The organism is Terriglobia bacterium (assembly GCA_020073205.1).
Lineage (GTDB): Bacteria > Acidobacteriota > Polarisedimenticolia > Polarisedimenticolales > JAIQFR01 > JAIQFR01.
Genome location: JAIQFR010000079.1, coordinates 1 through 20,480, shown reverse-complemented (window position 1 = coordinate 20,480; position 20,480 = coordinate 1). Strand labels below are relative to the sequence as shown.

At 69.5% G+C, this 20,480-nt stretch carries 18 protein-coding genes; 15 read left to right on the top strand and 3 right to left on the bottom strand.

The genetic code is table 11. The features are described from left to right. Positions 1-15 precede the first annotated feature (15 nt). From pstC to LAO51_14985, 4 genes are all read left to right on the top strand, one after another. Positions 16-978 carry a phosphate ABC transporter permease subunit PstC gene (gene pstC, locus LAO51_15000; GenBank protein MBZ5640053.1) on the top strand — a complete coding sequence of 321 codons (963 nt, stop codon included), beginning with the start codon at positions 16-18 and terminating at the stop codon, positions 976-978. After that, entirely contained in the window at positions 975-1,823 is an 849-nt protein-coding gene (pstA, locus tag LAO51_14995; protein ID MBZ5640052.1) for a phosphate ABC transporter permease PstA, read from the top strand. The genes pstC and pstA overlap by 4 nt, the downstream gene beginning before the upstream one ends. A gap of 86 nt (positions 1,824-1,909) precedes the next feature. After that, positions 1,910-3,421 carry an amino acid decarboxylase gene (locus LAO51_14990; protein ID MBZ5640051.1) on the top strand — a complete coding sequence of 504 codons (1,512 nt, stop codon included), beginning with the start codon at positions 1,910-1,912 and terminating at the stop codon, positions 3,419-3,421. A 164-nt stretch (positions 3,422-3,585) separates the two neighbouring features. Continuing rightward, positions 3,586-3,912 carry a hypothetical protein gene (locus LAO51_14985; protein MBZ5640050.1) on the top strand — a complete coding sequence of 109 codons (327 nt, stop codon included), beginning with the start codon at positions 3,586-3,588 and terminating at the stop codon, positions 3,910-3,912. A gap of 102 nt (positions 3,913-4,014) precedes the next feature. Here the strand turns inward: LAO51_14985 and LAO51_14980 are convergent, their stop codons facing one another. Both LAO51_14980 and LAO51_14975 read right to left on the bottom strand, forming a co-directional pair. Next, a complete protein-coding gene (locus tag LAO51_14980) occupies positions 4,015-4,275 on the bottom strand; it encodes a hypothetical protein (GenBank protein ID MBZ5640049.1) in 261 nt (86 codons plus the stop codon). A 13-nt stretch (positions 4,276-4,288) separates the two neighbouring features. Continuing rightward, positions 4,289-6,325 (bottom strand): dehydrogenase E1 component subunit alpha/beta, encoded by a 2,037-nt coding sequence (locus LAO51_14975; protein MBZ5640048.1) that lies wholly within the window; start codon positions 6,323-6,325, stop codon positions 4,289-4,291. A 554-nt stretch (positions 6,326-6,879) separates the two neighbouring features. On the opposite strand from LAO51_14975, the gene LAO51_14970 reads away from it, so the two are divergent. From LAO51_14970 to LAO51_14920, 11 genes are all read left to right on the top strand, one after another. After that, positions 6,880-8,310 (top strand): TlpA family protein disulfide reductase, encoded by a 1,431-nt coding sequence (locus LAO51_14970; protein MBZ5640047.1) that lies wholly within the window; start codon positions 6,880-6,882, stop codon positions 8,308-8,310. 77 nt (positions 8,311-8,387) lie between these two features. Then, on the top strand, positions 8,388-9,311 hold the full coding sequence (gene arcC, locus LAO51_14965) for a carbamate kinase (GenBank protein ID MBZ5640046.1): 924 nt from the start codon (positions 8,388-8,390) through the stop codon (positions 9,309-9,311). A gap of 217 nt (positions 9,312-9,528) precedes the next feature. Further along, on the top strand, positions 9,529-11,175 hold the full coding sequence (hflX, locus tag LAO51_14960; protein ID MBZ5640045.1) for a GTPase HflX: 1,647 nt from the start codon (positions 9,529-9,531) through the stop codon (positions 11,173-11,175). 85 nt (positions 11,176-11,260) lie between these two features. Continuing rightward, complete coding sequence (locus LAO51_14955; protein ID MBZ5640044.1) at positions 11,261-12,790, top strand: PLP-dependent aminotransferase family protein; 1,530 nt, start codon at positions 11,261-11,263, stop codon at positions 12,788-12,790. Between the two features lie 22 nt (positions 12,791-12,812). Next, positions 12,813-13,703 carry a pyridoxal 5'-phosphate synthase lyase subunit PdxS gene (gene pdxS, locus LAO51_14950; protein MBZ5640043.1) on the top strand — a complete coding sequence of 297 codons (891 nt, stop codon included), beginning with the start codon at positions 12,813-12,815 and terminating at the stop codon, positions 13,701-13,703. Next, positions 13,703-14,326, top strand: a complete 624-nt coding sequence (gene pdxT, locus LAO51_14945) for a pyridoxal 5'-phosphate synthase glutaminase subunit PdxT (protein ID MBZ5640042.1) — start codon at positions 13,703-13,705, stop codon at positions 14,324-14,326. Before pdxS ends, pdxT begins: the two co-directional genes overlap by 1 nt. Before the next feature lie 59 nt (positions 14,327-14,385). Further along, a complete protein-coding gene (ilvE, locus tag LAO51_14940) occupies positions 14,386-15,282 on the top strand; it encodes a branched-chain-amino-acid transaminase (protein ID MBZ5640041.1) in 897 nt (298 codons plus the stop codon). A gap of 151 nt (positions 15,283-15,433) precedes the next feature. Continuing rightward, positions 15,434-16,417, top strand: a complete 984-nt coding sequence (locus LAO51_14935) for a prohibitin family protein (GenBank protein ID MBZ5640040.1) — start codon at positions 15,434-15,436, stop codon at positions 16,415-16,417. A gap of 21 nt (positions 16,418-16,438) precedes the next feature. Further along, the gene (locus tag LAO51_14930; GenBank protein ID MBZ5640039.1) at positions 16,439-17,530 is read left to right on the top strand and encodes an NAD(P)/FAD-dependent oxidoreductase; all 1,092 of its coding nucleotides are present in this window, start codon (positions 16,439-16,441) and stop codon (positions 17,528-17,530) included. Between the two features lie 29 nt (positions 17,531-17,559). Next, complete coding sequence (locus LAO51_14925; GenBank protein MBZ5640038.1) at positions 17,560-18,867, top strand: MFS transporter; 1,308 nt, start codon at positions 17,560-17,562, stop codon at positions 18,865-18,867. A 75-nt stretch (positions 18,868-18,942) separates the two neighbouring features. Further along, positions 18,943-19,383 (top strand): CBS domain-containing protein, encoded by a 441-nt coding sequence (locus LAO51_14920; GenBank protein ID MBZ5640037.1) that lies wholly within the window; start codon positions 18,943-18,945, stop codon positions 19,381-19,383. Between the two features lie 16 nt (positions 19,384-19,399). Here LAO51_14920 and LAO51_14915 read toward each other — a convergent pair whose 3' ends face one another. After that, positions 19,400-20,266: a phosphoribosylformylglycinamidine synthase subunit PurQ gene (locus LAO51_14915; protein ID MBZ5640036.1), complete on the bottom strand. Its 867-nt coding sequence runs from the start codon at positions 20,264-20,266 to the stop codon at positions 19,400-19,402. Positions 20,267-20,480 lie beyond the last annotated feature (214 nt).

The following is a 20,480-nucleotide window of genomic DNA, read 5'->3' as shown; positions in this document are numbered from 1 at the left end:
CCGGCAGGAGCGGCCGTGATCGCGCGCCGGCCCCGACCCCGAGGAGCGGGGGACCTCGCCCTCCGGGTCGGGACGGGCTTCTTCGCCCTCGCGGTGCTCCTGATCGTGGCGGGGATCGGCTTCGAGCTGGTCCGGAGCTCTCGTCTCTCCATCGCAAAGTTCGGCCTCGGTTTCTGGAAGGGAATCGTCTGGAACCCCGTCGAGGGGGAGTTCGGCGCCCGCGCGTTCATCTGGGGCACGCTCTACTCCTCGATCCTCGCGTTGCTGCTCTCGACACCGGTGGCGCTGGGCATCGCCATCTTCATCTCCGACATCTCGCCGAAGGGGCTGAGGCGGCCGCTGGCGTTCCTGACCGAGCTCCTCGCCGCGATTCCCTCCATCGTCTACGGGATCTGGGGGATGTTCGTGCTCGTCCCGTTCGTGAGGAAGCTGGAGGTCCTCGCGCCGGGCTGGATAAAGGCCCTGCCGCTCTTCTCGGGGCCGCCCCTGGGCGTCGGGATGCTCTCCGCCGCCCTGATCCTCGCGGTGATGGTGATCCCATTCTCCTCGTCGGTCGCCCGCGAGATCCTGATGGCCGTCCCCTGGGCCCAGCGTGAGGCCGCCTACGCTCTCGGCGCGACGCGGTGGGAGGCGATCCGGGCCGCGGTCGTCTACGGGCGGGCGGGGATCTTCGGCGCGATCATGCTGGGGCTCGGCCGGGCGTTAGGCGAGACGATCGCCGTGACCATGGTCATCGGCAACAATCCGCAGGTCTCGGCCTCCCTGTTCGCTCCCCAGTACACCATGGCCGCGGTCATCGCCAACGAGTTCACCGAGGCGGCCGACGACCTCTACCTCAGCGCGCTGGTCGAAGTCGGCCTGGTCCTGTTCGCGATCACCCTGGTGATCAACGTGGTCTCCAGGCTGCTGATCTGGAGCATGGCGCGGAAGTCGCGGCCGAAAGCGGTCGGCGCGGCGCAGGCGGCGGAGGCCGCGTGAGCCGCTCCGCGCGCCGGCGCTTGATCTCGCGGCTGTTCGTCGGCCTGTGCGGCCTCTCGATCCTGGTCGCGCTCGTTCCGCTGGCGCTGATACTGTTTTACGTCGTCCAGCAGGGCATCTCCTCGGTCAACTGGGATTTCTTCACGAAGCTGCCGAAGCCGGTCGGCGAGGCCGGGGGAGGCATGGCGAACGCGATCGTGGGCACGGTCATCCTGGTCGGCGTGGCCGCCACGCTCGCCGTTCCGATCGGGGTGCTGAGCGGCGTTCACCTGGCGGAATTCGGGGACACCCGCTTCGCGTTCGCGGTCCGTTTCGCGGCGGACGTCCTGAACGGCGTCCCCTCGATCGTGGTCGGCATGTTCGCCTACGCGCTCGCGGTCCTCCCGGTCCATCGGTTCTCGGCGCTCGCGGGCGGTCTCGCGCTCGCGGTGATGATGATCCCGATCGTGACCCGAACGACCGAGGAGCTGCTCAAGCTGGTCCCGCAGGGGTACCGGGACGCCGCGCTGTCGCTCGGAGCCACCCGCGCCCGCGCCCTCTTCACGGTCGTGCTTCCCGCAGCGCTCCCCGGGGTGCTCACGGGGATCCTCGTCGCCGTCGCCCGGATCGCCGGCGAGACGGCCCCGCTCCTCTTCACCTCGTTGAATAACCGGTACTGGTCGAATGGCCTGACGCAGCCGATCGGTTCGCTGACCGTCCAGGTCTACACGTACGCCCTGTCGCCGTACGACGACTGGCACCGGCAGGCCTGGGCGGGGGCCCTCGTGCTCGTCACCCTCGTGCTCTCCCTCTCCCTTCTCTCCCGTTGGGTCCTCCGCCGCCTGGAGCGGATGCACCGGGCGTGAGCCCGGGGGCCGCCTCGCGCGCGGATAGGTCCTGGCGCGGAGCTTCCCCGAGGCGGTACGATGAGCGCTCGAGGTGGAGGGCGCCCATGACCGAGCCCAAGGAGCCGAGCGCCTCCCAGTTGGGCCTCTCCGACATGAGCCCCGCCGAGTTCCGCGAGGCGGCCCATCGCGTGGCCGACCTCGTGGCGGACTACCTCGAGGGGATCGAGTCGAGGTCCGTACTTCCTCCCATCGCGCCGGGCGACGTGCGCAGGAGTCTGCCGCAGGAGCCGCCCCGGTCCCCCGAGGCGCTCGACGCGATCCTCGCCGATTACCTCTCCCTGATCGAGCCCAACCTGACGCACTGGCAGCACCCTGGATTCATGGCTTACTTCTGCAGCGTCGCCTCGGGGCCCGGGATCCTCGGCGAGTGGATCGCCGCGAGCCTCAACTCGAACGTGATGTTCTGGCGGGTCGCGCCGGCCGCAACCGAGCTGGAGCAGACCGTGGTCGGTTGGCTCCGAATCCTGCTCGGCCTTCCCGACGCGTTCGACGGCATGTTCATGGATACCGCGTCGATGTCCACGCTGACCTCGGTTCTCGCCGCCCGCCACGTTCTGCCGGGCCTCGACGCCAGGGACGAAGGGCTCGCCGGGCGGCCCGGGATCGGCCGGCTCAGGCTCTACTGCTCCACCGAGACGCATTCCTCCATCGAGAAGGCGGCGATCGCCGCGGGCGCGGGCCGTGCCGGCGTCCGGAAGATCCCGGTGGACGCCGATTACCGGATGCGCGCCGACCTTCTCGAGACCGCGATCGCCGAGGATCGCGCCGCCGGCTGGTGGCCGTTCTGCGCGGTGGCGACCCTCGGGACCACGTCCTCGACCAGCGTCGATCCTGTCGGCGCCATCGCGGCGATCTGCGAGCGCGAGGGGATCTGGCTCCACGTGGACGCCGCGTACGGCGGCTCCGCGGCGCTCGTCCCGGAGATGCGACCGATGTTCGCCGGATGGGAGCGGGCGGATTCGATCGTGGTCAACCCCCACAAGTGGATGTTCACCCCGTTCGACGCCTCGCTCCTCCTGTTCCGCAGGCCCGAGGCGTTCCGCGACGCGTTCCGGATCGTCCCCGAGTACCTCAAGACGCCGGAGGGAGAGACGGCCCGCAACTTCAACGAGTACGGGATCCAGCTGGGGCGACGCTTCAGAGCGCTCAAGGTGTGGATGCACCTTCGCTGGTTCGGCGGCGACGGGATGGCGCGGCGGATTCGCGAGCACTGCCGCCAGGCCCGCGACCTGGCCTCGTGGATCGACGCGGACCCCGACTGGGAGCGCCTCGCGCCGGTGCCGTTCTCCACGGTCTGCCTCCGCCGCCGGCCCGCCGCCCTCCGAGGGCGCGAGGACGAGCCCGACGTCGCGAGGCGGCTCGACGCCTCGAACGAGGCGATTCTCGACCGGGTGAACCGTACCGGCAGGGTGCTGCTGTCCCACACGAAGCTACGGGGACGCTACACGCTGCGCGTCACGCTCGGCAACCCTCGCGCGCGGGAAGAGCACGTCCGGATGTGCTGGGAGCTCCTGCAAAAAGCTGCGCGGGGGGACGGGGCGGAGACGCGGGGCTAGGCTCGCGATTCGAAGAGCGCCGGCGTTGTCGGCATTTCGTGACGCTCGGGTTCTTCTCCTTACTCAAATAACCATTGATTCCTATAGGCCAATCCTTAAATTCGACTATGAGCGCGAAGATGAGCAACGGAAGAATTCATATAACGAAAGAAGGAGACCTGGCAATGAAAAGAACGCTCGTCGGTCTGGTCGTCGTCCTGCTCGTCGTGGCCGTTACGGGAATCGTCGCGCAGACGCCACCGACGTTCGCTGCAAATCGACCCAGCGGCACGCAGATACACCCATGCGCCGTGCAGGCCGATGCCGTGGCCCAGATGGCCTACAACAACTGCCGGGCCCGAGGGACAAGCTCCAACGTCTGCGCCGCTGTTGCCGCGCGCGAGGGACGGGACCGCTACCAAGTGTGCATGACCTATGGACCGGTTGTCGGCGACTCGCCCGCGATCATCGTGGACACGCAGACGACCGGCCAGGCCAAGATCGTTCCGTAGGCCGTCATCGGAGGAAATCGCTCGACGACGAATGTCATTCAGACGGAACTGACGGAACGGGCGACAGTCCTCTGTCGCCCGTTCCGTATGCGCCGCTCGATCCTACATCGAGCTCTTGGGCCCCCCGGCATCCCTGAAGTACCTCGCCAGCCACACCGCTAGGAGCGTCCAGGCGAAGATCGCGATCCCGAGGCCGAGGCCGTACGCGATGAACGCGCCGTGAGCCGCCCCCTTGTTGAAGGCGGTCAGCACCGCGGGCGGCACGGTCCTGTCGTAGAGGCCGAAGAACCACTGCGCCGCGATGACGCCGAGCACGACGCTGCCCGCCGCCGACAGCACGATCCCGATCAGACGCCTCGACATGGAGATTCCTCCTTTACCACTCGGCCAGGTCGCGGATCGCGCTCGTGACGTCCTCCTGGGACGGGAGCACCGCCGCCTCCAGGGTCGGAGCGTACGGCGGGAAGCAGTCCTTCGCGGCGAGCCGGCGCACCGGCGCGTCGAGGTCCGCGAAGCAGCGATCCGCGATCCGGGCCGCGACCTCGGCGCCGAATCCGCCGGTCAGGACCGCCTCGTGGACCACGATCGCCTTGCCGGTCTTGCGGACCGACGCGACCACGGCCTCCTCGTCGAGTGGGATCAGCGTTCGGAGATCGATCACCTCCACCGAGATCCCGTCCTTCTCCATGTCCGCCGCTGCGCGAAGGCAGCGGACGACGCCGCTTCCCCACGTGATCGCGGTGAGGTCCGTTCCGGCACGGGCGATGCTCGCCTTGCCGAACGGGATCAGGTAGTCTTCGTCCGGCTCGGGCGATTTGGAGAACACCTGCCGGTAGAGCCCTTTGTGCTCGAAGAAGATCACCGGGTCCTCGATCCGGCACGCGGTCTTGACGAGCCCCTTCGCGTCCGCCGCGTTGGAAGGGTAGGCGACGTACCACCCGGGAGCGTGAACGTAGAGGGCCTCCGGGCTCTGGCTGTGAAACGGCCCGCCGCGGATGTACCCGCCCGTCGCCATTCGCACCACCATCGGACAGGACCACGCGCCCCCGCTCCGCCACCTGAGGGTCGCGATCTCGTTGCGGATCTGCATGAACGCGGGATACGAGTAGTCCGAGAACTGGATCTCGACCACCGGCTTGAACCCGCCGATCGCCATGCCCTGTGCGGCCCCGACGATGGATGCCTCCGCGAGCGGCGAGTTCTCCACGCGGCCCGGGAACGCGTCGGTCAGGCCGCGCGTGACGCCGAACACGCCGCCCTTCGGGTCCTCGATGTCTTCGCCCCACATGACGATCCTCGGGTTCCGCTCCATCTCCTCCCGGAGCCCGTGGTTGATCGCGTCCACCATGGTGACCGGGGCGGCGGAGAGCGGCCGCGGCTCGCGCTCCTCCGTCACCGGCGACCGGCCGGAGTGGATGTGGAGCATCGCGGTCGCGGGATCGGGCGCCGGCGCGGCGTCGGCGGACTCGGCCGCGGCGTCCACCTCCGCCTTGACTTCCTCGTGCAGGTTCCGGATCTGGTCCTCGGTGATCAGTCCCCAGGAGAGCAGGCGGCCCGCCGTGTAGGTCATCGGGTCGTGGTGCCGCATGCCTTCGAGATCCTCCTCGCCCCGGTACCTCGTCTGGTCGTCGGAGGAGGAGTGGGAGTCGAGGCGGATCGCGTGGGCCTCGACGAGCAGGGGACCTCCCCCCTTGCGCATCGCGGCGATGAGCGGCTTCACTTCGAGGTACATGTCGGTGAAGCGCGTGCCGTCCACCTCGAGCCCGTGGACCGGGAATCCCTCGGCGATCTGGTGGATGTGCCCGCCGGTCTGCTGCGCCTGCGGCACGCTGATCGCGTACCCGTTGTTCTGGACCACGAAGAGCACCGGCAGCTTTTCCCGCCCCGCCCAATTCAGCGCCTCGAAGAACTCCCCCTCGGAGGTCGCCCCCTCGCCGGAGGAAACGTAGACGATCTCGTCCCGGCCGTCCGCCTTGATCGCCTTCGCCATCCCCACCGCGGCCAGGTACTGCGTGCCGGTGCAAGCGGTGGGCGAGACGACCCGGAGGGCCACGCTCGAGAAGTGCTCGCTCATGTTGCGGCCGCCGCCGGACGGGTCGTCGGCCTTCGAGAGCATGTGCAGGAAGATGTCCTTGAGCGGCATCCCGAGGCCGACCATGAGCCCCTTCTCGCGATAGTAGGGGAACACCCAGTCCGTGCCGGTTCTGAGGAGCATGGCCATCGCGATCTGGATCTTCTCGTGGCCGCGGCAGGAAGCGTGGAACGAGATCTTGCCGGCCCGGACGAAGAGCTTGCACCGCTCCTCGAGGTAGTACACGGTGAGCATCTTCCGGAAGAGATCGAAGTAGATCTCCTTGGCGACGCCGGGCTTCCGGCCCGATGCAGTTGCGGACGGTGCCTTCCTGGTCGCCATGGCCGTCTCTCCCCGGTGAAAGGGGAGTCAGTTTGACCGATTTGGCGAGGAGGAGCAAATAGGGGCGATGACGAGGGCCGACGGGTGAGCGCCCGCGGACGCATTGCGGCACCGCAACCCTGACGAATCCAGATCCTTGACCTTGAGCGGCTCGCGCCGTACTCCTCCCTCGAGCGCCAGCGCTCACCCCCCCTACCCACTCCTTCTGGACTGGGGCGCGAGGCTGCCGAAAGGCAGCCTCCGCCATGTCCGCCGTGCCTTTCTCTTCTCCGGACCGGTGTAGACTCCGGCCGTCGTCCGCGTCCCGCGCCTTTCCCCGCTCTCCGACCGGAGGTAGCGCCATGAAGGACGCAATGACAGGTGCCGGCCATAGCCTCCCACGAATCGTTCCGACCCTCGCCCTCGCGGCGGCGGCGCTCGCGGCGGCGGTGCGACCGCTCCCGGCCGGTTGAACGCCGCTCGGTTGCGGCTCGGGGGGCCGCCTGGGGAGAGGGGAGACGACGTTCATCGACCGGCTCCTGGCGGAGTACCGGGACTACCTGCCGACCGTCGACATGTTCCCGTCGCTCACGCCGCAGGAGGTGGAGCGCTTCGTCTCGCTGGGGAAGGTGGGATCGGCGCGGCTGCGCGAGGGGGATGGGGCGGGCGCCGAGGCCGCGTTCCGCCAGCAACTGGCGATCTTCCCGTTGAATCCCGAGCCGCACGTCTCGCTCGCGCTCGTGGCCGCGCGCGGAGGCGCGAAGAAGCAGGCTCTCGCCTGCCTGCGTGCCGCGGTTCTCCGGGGATTCACCGACGTGTCGCGGGTCGAGCGGTCCGAGGTTTGGCTGGAGCTGCGACGAGATCCCGCGTTCCTCGCCCTCGTGGACGCCGTCCCCGCTTTGATGGACGCCGACGAGCGGTGGGTCGGGTGGGACGCGTTCGGGGCCTCGCACCCGCCGCCGGATCTCGAGTCGGTGGCCCGCCAATGGGACCGCCGCAAGCGAGCGATCGAGGCGATGGCACCCGCGCTCGGTCCGCGGCTCGACCGGCTGTGGCGCCGGGTGATCGACCGATCGACGGCAGCGCTCCTCCAGGCGTACGTCGTCGCGAACCCCGGCGCCCGCGATCTCGACGCGGCGCTCGAGCAGCTCATGTCGCTGTACTCGGGGGGCCTGATCCTCAGGTGGGAGATCCTCCCCGCCGAGGCGGCGCGGAGGCTCGGGAGCATCGCGTCCACGGCGCTCGAACGGTTCCCCGACGGGCCGAGCAGGCCGGGCGCCCTCACCTGTCTCGGGTTGGCGAGGTACGCGGAGCGCGACCGGAGGGGAAGGCTCCTGCCGGCTGCCGTTGAGGAGATCCGAGCGTCCCTCCGCGAGGTGACGGTGCGATACGGTGGCTCTCCGTTCCTCGCCCCGGCGGTCGAAGGGCTGGTTCGCACGGAGAGCGAAACGGGGCGAGCCGATCTCGCGATGGCGGACTACCGCGCGTTCCGGGCGACCCACGCCGCCGACCCCACGCTTCTCGACGGCGTGCGGGAAAGGCTGGGGGTGCTGGCGCTCACCGTGGGCGGGCTCCCCGATTTCCACGCCCGGGCGCTCGACGGGGGTATCGTCGACCGGGAAGCGCTCAAAGGGAAGGTCGTGGTCGTGGACTTCTGGGCGACCTGGTGCGGACCGTGCGTCGAGGAACTGCCGGCGCTCCGCCGCATCGCCAGCCGAAGCGGAGACCGCGTGGTCGTGCTCGGGGTGTGCCTCGACCGGGCAGAGGATCTCGATGCGACGGCTCTCGAGGCGTGGATCGCGGCGAAAGGCGTGGCGGGGCGCCACGTCTGGGACGGCCTCGGCTGGGATTCCGACATCGTCAGGCAGTTCGGCGTGAAGGAGATCCCTTTCACCGTGGTCGCCGCGGCCGACGGCTCGGTCCTCGCCGTCGGAGAGCACGGTGGCGATCTCGATCGGGCGGTTCGCGCCGCGGTTGCCGCACGGGTGTCCGGCGTGCAAGACTGAGTCCTTTTCCGCCGTGCGCGATCGCAGGAGGAACCACCTTGAGCAACGGCGCCAACGTCCCGATCGTCCTCGTGGCGATGGGCGGGCACGCGTTCATGCAGAAGGGGGAGAAGGGGACCATCGAGGAGCACGAGCGGAACGCCGAGACGATCGCGGCCCTGCTCATGACCCTCGTGGAGCGGGGATATCACCTCGTGATCTCCCACGGCAACGGCCCGCAGGTCGGGAATCTCCTGATCCAGCACGAGCTGGCCCGGGAGGAGGTCCCGGCGATGCCCCTCGACGTCCTGGTGGCCATGACGGAGGGGAGCCTCGGGTACATCCTCCAGCAAGCCCTGCTGAACCAGCTCCGGAGAAAGGAGCTCCGCCGGTACGTGGTCACCGTGGTCACCCAAGTCCTGGTCGACGAGGCGGACCCGGCCTTCGCCGCTCCTTCCAAGCCGATCGGGCCGTTCCTGAGCCGGGAAGAGGCGGAGCGGCGGAGGCAGGCGCTCGGGTGGGACGTCAAGGAGGACTCGGGCCGCGGATGGCGGCGCCTTGTCCCATCGCCCCGACCGCTCAAGGTCGTCCAGCGGCACATGATTCGGGACGCGGCGCGGGCCGGGCACATCGTGGTCGCGTGCGGCGGGGGCGGCATCCCGATCAAGAAGCAGGCCGACGGCCAGTACGCGGGGATCGAGGCGGTGATCGACAAGGACCTGACCTCGAGCGTGCTCGCGACGGACATCGGCGCGGCGCTCCTGGTGATCCTGACGGCAGTCCCCCAGGTCTACGTCAACTTCGGCGAGCCGACCCAGCAGGCGCTCGGCGCGGTCACGCTCGAGGAACTCGAGCGGCTCCAGGCCGAGGGGCACTTCCCTTCCGGAAGCATGGGGCCCAAGGTCGAGGCGGTGATCCACTATCTCAAGCAGGGAGGCCGACGCGCCCTGATCACGAACCCCGAGAGCCTTCCCCAGGCCATCGAGGGTCGCGCGGGAACCCACTTCGTCGGGAAGATCTGAGCACGGGGCGGCCCGGGACGGGGGAGAGTTGCCGGGGACAGGCCCACGCGGTACACGTAAAGCGGGCGAAGAACAGCGCCCACGGAGGTGACCGCTCATCCCGGAGCTTCACGGTAACCTGCTCGGGCTCTCACCCGCCGAGAAGCATCGCCTGGAGCGCCTCTACCGGAGGCGCGTTCCGCCGCACGCGATCCTGACCCACGATCTCGCGCGGGAGCTGGCGGAGATCAGCTCCGAACTCAATCGGCGCGTGGGGCTCCTCGTGGATCGCGCGGGAAGGATCGACGCGGTGACGGTGGGCGAAGCCGCCCGCATCGCCGTTCCCCGCAAGCCGAGCGCTCCGGCCGGGCGCGATCGGTTCTGCACCCTCAGGTTTCTCGCCACCCGGCTCGGGGACGGACCGCTCTCCCCGGCCGATCTCGCGCCGCTCGCGCTCCACCGGCTCGACGCGCTGGCGATCGTCGCCGTGTCCGACGGGGGCGTCCCCGGGCCGGTCCGCGTGGCGCACCTCCTCCCCGCGGAGGAACGGCAGGCGCAGCTTCTCGGACGGCCGGACCCCGGGTCGCCTCCGCGACCTCCCGGTGCGGTGACGGCAGGCCCGAGGAACGGACGCCGCGCGCCGGCCAGAGAGGTCGAGGACGTCGTGGCGGATGGCGAGCGGTACCGGCTGTTCCCGCCCCGTGCGGCGAGCCTGGTGGACGACGATTTCCTCGCACTGATCCGCGCCCTCGAGGAGGAATTCGAGCGCCGGCGTCGGCGGACCCGCGCGGCGGGAAAAGAAGGTCGCGCGATACTCGTCCACGTGACCACCGAGAGGCGCTCCGCGGCGGAAACGTCCATCGCGGAGCTCGAGGAGCTGGCGGCGTCCAGCGACCTCGCGGTGGTGGACCGCATCATCCAGCGGCGGAAGGCTTACGACGCGCGCACGCTGATGGGTGCCGGCCGGCTCCAGGACCTGATCATCCGCGCGCTGAGGCTCCAGGCGGATTTCATCGTGGTGGACCAGGACCTCGCGCCGGCACAGGCCCGCGCCATCGCCGAGGCGACCGACATCAAGGTGCTCGACCGGACCCAGCTCATTCTCGACATATTCGCGCGACGAGCGAGGACCCGGGAAGGGAAGGTGCAGGTGGAGCTGGCGCAGCTCAAGTACCTGCTCCCGCGCCTCATGAGCCGGGGCGACTCGGGTCTCTCGCGGCTGATGGGAGGGATCGGCGGCCGCGGGCCTGGCGAGCAGAAGCTCGAGGTGGACCGCCGTCGCGTCCGCGACCGGATCCGGAGCCTCGAGAGGTTGCTCGACGCCGAGAGGACGCGCCGCGAGCAGCGCCGCGCCCGCCGCCGCGAGCGGGACGTGCCGGTGATCTCCCTAGTCGGCTACACCAATGCAGGAAAGAGCACGCTGTTGAACGTCCTGACCCGGAGCGACGTGTTCGTGGAGCACCGGATGTTCGCGACGCTCGACCCGTCGAGCCGTCGCCTCAGGCTCCCGAGGGAGCGCGAAGTGGTGATCAACGACACCGTGGGCTTCATTCGCGACCTTCCGCGGGACCTGCTCGCGGCGTTTGGTGCGACTCTCGAAGAGATCCGCGATTCCGACCTGCTCGTGCACCTGGTGGACGCCGCGCACCCCGGCCACGAGGCGCAGATCGTCGCCGTCGAGGGTATCCTCGACCAGCTCGGCTACTCCGGGATCCCCCGCCTTCTCGTATTCAACAAGGCCGACCTCCTGGAGGAGCATGAGCGGGTCGAGCGGCTCGCGGGCCGCGATGCGCTCGCGATCTCGGCTTCCAACGGGTCCGGCATCTCGGAGCTGCTCCGACGCATCGACGATTCGCTCCATCCATCCAATCGTCTGGTCCAATAGCAAATAAACCTCACATGTGCTCTTGACGACGTCCAGGTTCGGCGTATAATGGACCAGTGGACTAGGCCAATATGACGAGACGAACGTGAGCTTCCCAGGGCTCAGGATCGACGTCGAGAGCGATGTCCCGGTCTACCGGCAGATCGTGGACGGGATCCGTGCGGCGCTCTCGGACCACAGGCTTCCGCCGGGGGGCCAGCTTCCCCCGACGCGCGAGCTCGCGCGCCAGCTTCGCGTCAACCGTAACACCGTGGTGGCCGCCTACGACGCGCTGGCGGCAGAGGGGCTGGTCACGAGCCATACGGGCCGTGGGACGTTCGCGTCGGAGCCCGGCGGAACGCCGCCCGACGCCGGTCGGCCCGAGCATCCGGCCTCCGAGAGTTGGCTGACCTCGTTCTCCCGCGCGGTGGAAGGGCCCGGCGTCGCCGGCCTCCTGTCGGTCTACCGGGTCGCGATGTCCTCGGACGGGATCTCGTTCGCCGGGTCCTACCCCGCGGCGGAGCTGATGCCGGTCGAACGGTTCCGGCGGTCCCTTGACGCCGTTCTCGGCCACGGGGGTGCCGAGATCCTGTCCTACGGCCCGACCTCGGGCTACTCGCCGCTTCGCGAGGCGATCGCCGCGGCCATGCGCCGAAAAGGCTCGCCGGCCGCGGCGGAAGGAATCCTGATCACCAACGGGTCGCAGCAGGCGGTAGAGCTGGTCTTCAGGACGATGCTCGATCGGGGCGACGCCGTGGTGGTGGAGGAGCCGACCTACACCGGGGCGCTCAGCGCGCTCAGCTCGCTCGGTGCGAGGCTGGTCGGCGTACCGGTTGACGAGGAGGGGATCCGGCCGGACCTTCTCGCGATCGCGCTCGAGCGCCACCGCCCGCGCATTCTCTACGTCCAACCCACCTTCCACAACCCGACCACGCACGTGATGAGCGAGGGCCGGCGGATGGAGGTGCTGTCGCTCGCGGCCCGCTTCGGCTGCGCGGTCGTGGAGGACGACTGGGCCAGCGACCTACGCTTCGAGGGGAGCGAGCTTCCGACCCTGCACGCCCTGGACGGCGGGCGGCGCGTCGTCTACCTCAGCACGTTCTCGAAGAAGCTGCTCCCGGGGATCAGGGTCGGCTGGGTGGCGGCCCCGCCCGCGGTCCTCGAGCGGCTGATCGCGCTCAAGCAGATCGCGGACCACGGCTCGAGCCCGCTGCTCCAGGCGGCGCTGCACGAGTTCCTCCGGAACGGCGGCCTCGCCGAGCATCTCGAGCGCGTGCTGCCGGCATATCGTGAGCGCAGGGACATCATGCTCGGTGCGTTGCGCCGCCACTTTCCGGACTGCGTGGTCTGGACGAGGCCCGAGGGCGGGCTGTTCCTGTGGGTCACGCTGCCCCCCGGGATCGACAGCGCGGATCTCTTCGTCGCGGCCAGGGACCGTCAGGTGCTGTTCAGCCGCGGCGAGCTGTTCCACTCCGACGGCTCGGGCTCCGACACGCTTCGGCTGACCTACGCCTCGGTCAAGCCGGCACAGATCGAGACCGGGGTCGCCGTCCTGGGCGAGCTGGTGCGGGAGCGCGCGGCGGCGAGGGCGGGAGCGGCCGCCCGTCGCGTGGACGAGGCGGTCCCGATCCTCTAGAGGGAGAAAGGCGAGGTCTGCCATGACCGAGGTCAGCAAGGGGACGTTGAGGCTCAAGACCGGACTGGCCGAGATGCTCAAAGGGGGCGTCATCATGGACGTGACCGATGACGCCCAGGCCAGGATCGCCGAGGAGGCCGGCGCGGTCGCCGTGATGGCCCTCGAGCGAGTTCCCGCGGACATCAGAGCGCAGGGGGGTGTCGCGCGAATGTCCGACCCGGCCATGATCGAGAAGATCCTGGGCGCGGTCTCGATCCCGGTCATGGCGAAGTGCCGGATCGGGCACATCGCCGAGGCTCAGGTTCTCGAGGCCCTGGGGGTCGACTACGTGGACGAGAGCGAGGTGCTGACCCCCGCCGACGAGGAACACCACGTGGACAAGTTCGCGTTCAAGGTCCCGTTCGTGTGCGGCTGCCGGGACCTGGGCGAGGCGCTGCGACGGATCGGCGAGGGCGCCGCGCTCATCCGCACCAAGGGGGAGGCCGGCACCGGGAACATCGTCGAGGCGGTCCGTCACATGCGCGCGGTGGTGTCGGGGATACGGCGGCTGACGACGCTCGCCCCGGAGGAGCTGATGGCGGAGGCGAAGCGTCTCGGCGCGCCCTACGAGCTGGTCCGCATGGTCTCGGCGGACGGCAAGCTCCCGGTGCCGAACTTCGCCGCGGGCGGCATCGCGACCCCGGCGGATGCGTCGCTCATGATGCAGCTCGGGGCGGAGGCGGTGTTCGTCGGATCCGGCATCTTCAAGTCCTCCGACCCGGCGAGCCGAGCGAAAGCGATCGTGCGCGCGACGACGCACTTCAGGGACGCGAAGATCGTCGCGGAGGTCTCCCGCGGGCTCGGCGACGCGATGCCCGGGATCGAGACCTCGAAGCTGGCCGGTTCCGAGTTGATGCAGACGCGGGGGTGGTGATGGCGCGGATCGGCGTCCTCGCGCTCCAGGGGGACTTCGAGGCCCACCGGAAGGCGATCGAGCGCCTCGGCGTGGCCGCACTCGAGGTCCGCCGGTGCGCGGAGCTTGCGAGGCTCGACGGGCTCGTCCTGCCCGGCGGGGAGAGCACCACTCTCCTCAACCTCATGCGCGACGAGCCGTGGTTCGAGGCCCTCCGCCGCTTCCACCGGAGGGGCGGGGCGTTCCTCGCGACCTGCGCGGGCGCGATCCTGCTCTCGAGGCGCGTCCTCAACCCGGTCCAGCCGAGCCTCGGCCTCCTCGACGCCGTGGTCGAGCGGAACGGTTGGGGCCGACAGGTGGATTCCTTCGAGACCCGCCTCGACGTCCCCGCGCTCTCGGGGCCGGTCGACGCGGTGTTCATCCGCGCCCCTCGCTTCAAGTCGCTGGGACGAGACGTCTCGGTCCTGGCGCGCTTCGGCGGGGAGCCGGTCCTGGTGCGCCACGGGCGCATCCTGGCGATGACGTTTCACCCCGAATTGACGGGCGACGGCCGCCTCCACCGGCATTTCGTCGAGATGGCGGACAGGCGGCGGCGAGCGGTGGACGAAGACGACGTGGAGCGGTCGAGGGCGGTCGCATCCTGATTCGGACCGGAGCGCCGGGGACGGCTCTCACGCCGGGCCCCACGGCGACGGAGGCTCACATGCAGGCGCTGGTTTACGTCGACGGGAAGATGGTGCCGAAGGGTGAGGCGGTCGTCTCGGTCTTCGACCACGGGTTCCTCTACGGCGATGGCGTGTTCGAAGGGATTCGCGTTTACGAGGGGAACGTGTTCCGCCTGAGGCAGCACATCGATCGCCTGTACGAGTCCGCCAAGACCATCGCGCTCGACATTCCGATGAGCCGCGAGGAGATGATCCAGGCCACGCTGGAGACGGTCGCGGCCAACCTCAAGAAGGACGTCTACATCCGGTTGGTGGTCTCCCGGGGACCGGGGGACCTGGGCATCGATCCCGCGAAGTGCCGCCGCCCCACGGTGGTGATCATCGCGGACTCGATCTCGCTGTATCCGCAGGAGCTGTACGACCACGGCGCACCCCTCGTCACCGCCAGCGTCCGGCGGATCCCGATGGAGTCCCTCGATCCGCGGATCAAGTCGCTGAACTACCTGAACAACATCCTGGCCAAGATCGAGGCGAAGCAAGCCGGGGCGCTCGAGGCGATCATGCTGAACCACCACGGCCAGGTGGCGGAGTGCACCGCCGACAACCTGTTCATGGTCAAGCAGGGCACGGTCAAGACGCCCGACCTGATGCAAGGGGCCCTGGCGGGAATCACCCGGGCCGCGGTCCTCGACCTGGCCCGCGCGGCCGAGATCCCTTGCTCGGAGACCGTGCTTGCCCTGCACGATCTCTACAACGCGGACGAGTGCTTCCTCACCGGGACCGGCGCCGAGGTCGTTCCCGTGATCACCATCGACGGCCGGCGCATCGGCGACGGCAAGCCCGGACCGATCACGAAGAGACTCCTGGCGGATTTCCGTGTCCTGAGGACGCAGGACGGCATCAAGGTGCCGTACAAAGAGCCCGTCGCGCGGTAAGCCCGCCCGCTCGGCGCGGGACGCCAAACTCGCCCGCCGCGGCTGGGGAGGCGTCCCGCCGCCGGAACTCCCCCTCCGGCTCTCCCCGACCCGCTTCCGTGTAGAGTAGGCCCGCGTCCCCGGGAGGGGGCAAGCCAACCCGGAGGTCCCGATGCTCAGAATCGTCCTGTTCGGCGTGATCGTCGCGTTGCTGGCGGCGGTTGCTGCGTACCTTTCCGCGAAGTCGAAGGCGCGAAGAGGCGGCGTCGAGGTCCTGGATACCGAAGGCCGCCGCAGGCTCCCGCCGCCGGGGGGACCCCGCGGACGAGTGGTGGTCGCGGGAACGATCGCCGTCGTCGCGGTCCTCGTCCTCTTCGCCGCGTCGGTGAGGGTGGTGCCGGTCGGCCACGGGCTGGTGGTGTTCAACACCGTCAGCAAGACCTTCCGGCTCGCGCCGCAGGGGGTCGCCCTGGTGATGCCGGTCATCAGCGACACCGAGCTGTACGACCTGAGGCGGGTCGAGTACACGATGTCCGGCGTCCGCGGCGAGGGGAGGAAGTCGGAGACGGACGACTCCCTCTGGTCGCCGACGCAGGAGGGGCTCCAGGTCGGGATCGACATCACGGTGTGGCACCATCTCGACCCGCGCCGCGTAGTCGATATCCACCGCGGCATCGGCCCCGACTTCGAGGAGAAGATCATCCGCCCGGCGGTGAGATCGGTGATCCGCCTCGTGATCTCCGAGTACGCGGTCATGGACGTCTACTCCTCCCGGCGGGCGCAGATCCAGGACGAGATCAACGTGAAGATCAAGAAGCTCGTGGAGAGGGACGGGTTCGTGATCGACGAGGTGGTGCTCCGGGACGTCCGGTTCACCGAGCAGTTCGCGAAGGCGATCGAGGCGAAGCAGATCGCCCAGCAATCCGCGGAGCAGATGAAGTACGTCCTCGAGAAGGAGCAGAAGGAGGCGGAGCGGAAGGTGATCGAGGCGCAGGGGCGGGCAAAGGCGATCGAGACGATCAACGAGGCGCTCCGCCAGAGCCCGAGCTACATCAAGTACCTGTACGTGGACAAGCTCTCCGATAAGATCTCCGTGATCGTCTCCGACCAGAGCACGATCATGGATCTCAAGGGGATCCTCGACTCGAAGAAATGACCGCACCCCGGGCGGCGCGAGATGCGAGACACGTCGAGCTCGACGGTCACGATCGCGGGTGCCGGGCCCTCCGGCCTTGCCGCGGCCATCGCGCTGGGCCGGGCCGGCCATAAGGTCCGCGTTCTCGAGCGTGCACCCACCGTCGGGACACGTTTTCACGACGACTTCCAGGGCATCGAGAACTGGACGCGGGCGGAGGACGCCCTCGAGGAGCTGTCGGCGGGCGGCATCGCGCGCACGTTCTGGGCGCGCCCGTTCGAGGGCGGGACCCTGTTCGATCGCTCGCGAGCCGCCACCCGCGTGAGGTCCGGCCGCCCTCTCTTCTACGTCGTTCGGCGGGGAACCGGCCAGGCGGATTCGCTGGACCGCGGACTGCTCCGGCAGGCCCTGGAAGTCGGCGTCCGCGTCGAGTTCGGGACCCGCGCGGATCCGTCCCGGGTGGAGATCGACGCCAGCGGTCCGGGCCGACGCCCGATGGCGGTCGCGCGCGGGATCACGTTCCCCCTAGAGATGAACGACTCGGTGGTGGCGATTCTGGACGACGCGCTGGCGCCCGGCGGCTACGTCTACTTCCTCGTCGCCGACCGGCAGGCGACGCTCGCCACGGTGCTGTTTCGCGACTTCGCCCGCGCCGACCACTACCTGGACCTGTCGATCTCGGCGCTCGAGAGCCTCGTGGCTCAAGCGCCGCTGCCGCGGAACCCGAGATGGAGCGGGCACGGCTCGTTCGGCCTCCCGCCCACCCTGCGCGACGGCGGCGGTATCCGGGTGGGAGAGGCGGCTGGATTCCAGGACCTCCTCTTCGGGTTCGGCATTCGCAGCGCCATGGTGTCGGGCGTCCTCGCCGCCCGTAGCATCCTCCACGGATACGACTACCAGCGGCTTTGGCTCGATCGGCTGATGCCCCACATGAAGGCGGCCGTCGTGAATCGGGCGGTCTACTCGGTCCTGGGGAACGTCGCCAAGGTCTCGCTCTGCTCGATGTTGAGGCGGACGCGGCGGCCCGAGGACCTGATGCGACGGCTGTACGCGTTCACCCCGGTCCACCGTGTCCTCTTTCCGCTGGTGCGACCGCGGTTCGCGCGCGCCGGCCGCAGCTCGACGACGGCGTAGCCGACCACGCTCGCCGCCAGGCCTGCACGATGCCGCCCAACGTCGCGAACCGCCCCTACCGCGCCCTCCGGCACCGGGACTTCCGCCGGCTCTGGCTGGCGTCCCTCGTGTCGGTCGCGGGCACGCAGATGCAGTTGGTCGCGATCGACTGGCACGTCTACGTGCTGACGCGCTCTCCTCTGGCCCTCGGCCTCATGGGGCTCGTGCGCGTCGTTCCGGTCGTGGTGTTTTCCCTCTGGGGCGGGATCGTCGCCGACCGGTGGAACCGCAGGTGGGTCACGGGGTCCACGCAGGCCTTCATGGCGGCGGTGGCGGTCGCCCTCGCCGCGGTTACCTGGACCGGGAAGGACAGCGTCGCGCTGATCTACGTCCTGACGGCTGCGACCGCCGCCACGACCGCGTTCGACAACCCCGCGCGCAACGCGCTGATACCGCGCCTCGTCCCGCGACAGGAGCTGCCCGGAGCGCTCGCGCTCAATCTCACGATGTTCCACGCGGCTATGATCGGCGGCCCCGCGATGGCGGGGATCCTGATCGCGGGCGCGGCCGGCACCACCGCCGCCGCCGTGGGCGCGTCCACCACCCATGGTCTCGCCCTCATCTATCTGCTCAACGCGGTCTCCTTCGTCGGCGTGATCGGTGCCATCGCGACCCTGCGGACCTCGGGCAGGGTGGAAACGGACGTGGCGGCGTCCCATCCGATCGAGGCGCTCCGGGACGGCCTCCACTTCGTCTTCTCGACGCCGATCATGGTCTGGACGATGTCGCTCGACTTCTTCGCCACGTTTTTCGCCGGCGCGAACGTGCTCCTGCCGATCTTCGCGGTCGAGATCCTCCACGCAGGGCCGACCGGGTACGGATGGCTCCGGTCGGCGGCGGCGCTCGGGGCGCTCGCGGGGTCGATCGCGACCACCCTCCGCCCGCTTCCCGAGCGGCAGGGGCACGTCCTGCTCTTCTCGGTGGCGGCCTTCGGCGCGGCCACGGTGGTCTTCGGTCTCTCGCGAAGCTATCCGGTCACCTTCGCCGCGCTGTTCGTCGTGGGCCTCGCCGATCTCGTCTCCACCGTGGTGCGCCAGACGCTGCGGCAGGTGGTGACGCCGGACGCCTTGCGTGGGCGGATGACCTCCGTGAACATGGTGTTCTACATGGGCGGCCCGCAGCTCGGCGAGCTGGAGGCGGGACTCGTCGCCTGGCTCTTCCGTTCCGCCGCGCTCGGCGCGGTCGTATCCGTGGTCTCGGGTGGGGTTTTCACGCTCGGCGTCGCGGCGGTGGTGGCGCTGGCCGCGCCGGCGGTCCGCCGTTACGACGTCCGGGAGCACCTGAGAGGCCCGGGCTAGCCGGCTCCGGCCGCCGGAACGAACGAAGAGCCACCTGGGATACAATGAAGAGGTTTGATTCCGGAGGGATCTGAAATGGGCAGAATCGGCGACGTGCTCCTGGAAAAAGGAGACACCGTCCACACCATCGAGTCGGCCGCGACGGTCTTCGACGCCGTCAAGCGCATGGTGGACGTCGGAGTAGGAGCGCTGCTCGTCACGGACGGCGGGAAGATCTGCGGCATGATAACGGAGCGCGACTATCTCCGCCGGATCGCCGTGGAGGGGCGCACGTCGCGCACCACCCTCGTGCGCGAGATCATGAGCTCCCCGGTGGTGTGCATCGAGTCGAGCGCGGACGTCGCCGAGTGCATGGCCCTCATGACCCACAAGAGGATCCGCCACCTCCCGGTGGTCGACCACGAGCGGCTCGTGGGGCTCGTGTCGATCGGCGACCTGGTGAGGGCGGTCTCGAAGGAGCACAGCTTCCACGTGCAGGTGCTCACCGACTACATCGCCGGGAAGTACCCCGCCTGAGTCCGGGCCGAAGCGTCTAGGAGCCCGACGCCACCGCGTCCACCCCGTTCCGGAAGATCGCGACCCCGCCACCCTCCTCGAGGGAGCCTCCGCGCGGCATCCCGCTCCCGCCCTCTCGCCTCGTCCTGAACCAGAGCGGGTGCTGGAAGGCGTACAGGAACGCGTCCGGGTGCGGCATGAGCCCGAAGAGGCGGCCGGAGGGATCGCAGACGCCGGCGACCGCGCGGGGGGAGCCGTTGGGGTTCCACGGCCACTCCTGCGTGGGTCGGCCGTCGGGGCCGACGTACCGCGCTGCCACGAGGTGCCCCGACTCGAGCCTCGCGTGGACCTCGTCGTCCGCCGGAAGGAACTTCCCCTCGCCGTGCCGCGCCGGGAGGTCGAGCGCACCGAGCCCGCGAGTCCAGACGCAGGGAGACTCGGGGTCGAACGCCAGGCGAACCCAAGCGTCCCGGTAGCCGAGCCGATCGTTGGGGGCGAGGGTGGCCCTTGGAGTGCGGTAGTCGCTGTCGAAGCCCGGGAGCATGCCGAGGCGCACCATGGTTTGGAAGCCGTTGCAGATCCCCAAGGCGAGGCCGCCGCGCGCGAAGAACTCGAGGAGTCGGTCGTACAGGCGCCACCGTATCTTGTTGGCGAACACCGAGCCGGCGCCCAGATGGTCGCCGAACGCGAACCCCCCGACGAGAGCGAGGATCTGGTAGTCCGAGAGCGCGCGCGGAGCGCGTCCGTCCAGCACGTCGAGCAGGTGGACCCGCTCGGGCCGCGCTCCAGCGGTGCGGAACGCGGCCTCGGTCTCGACCTCGCAGTTGAGGCCGAGGCCGGTGAGGATCAGGACGCGGACGTCGGCGCGAAGAGCGGACCTCTCGTCCTCGGGAAGCGAGCGGATGTGGTACCGGCGGGTATCCGGGGGTACCACCCCCGCACCTCCGGCAACCCTCGTCTGGGGCGGCCGCGGACTGCCGCCCGAGACGAGGGTTACGTCTGAAGAGAAGGATGCGTCATCCACCTCGCTCTTGTCTTCCGCCAAGGTCGCCTTGAAGGCCGTCTTGAGATCGAGGACGTCCGCGTCGAGCACGGCCCTCCCGCCGAGGCGGGCGACG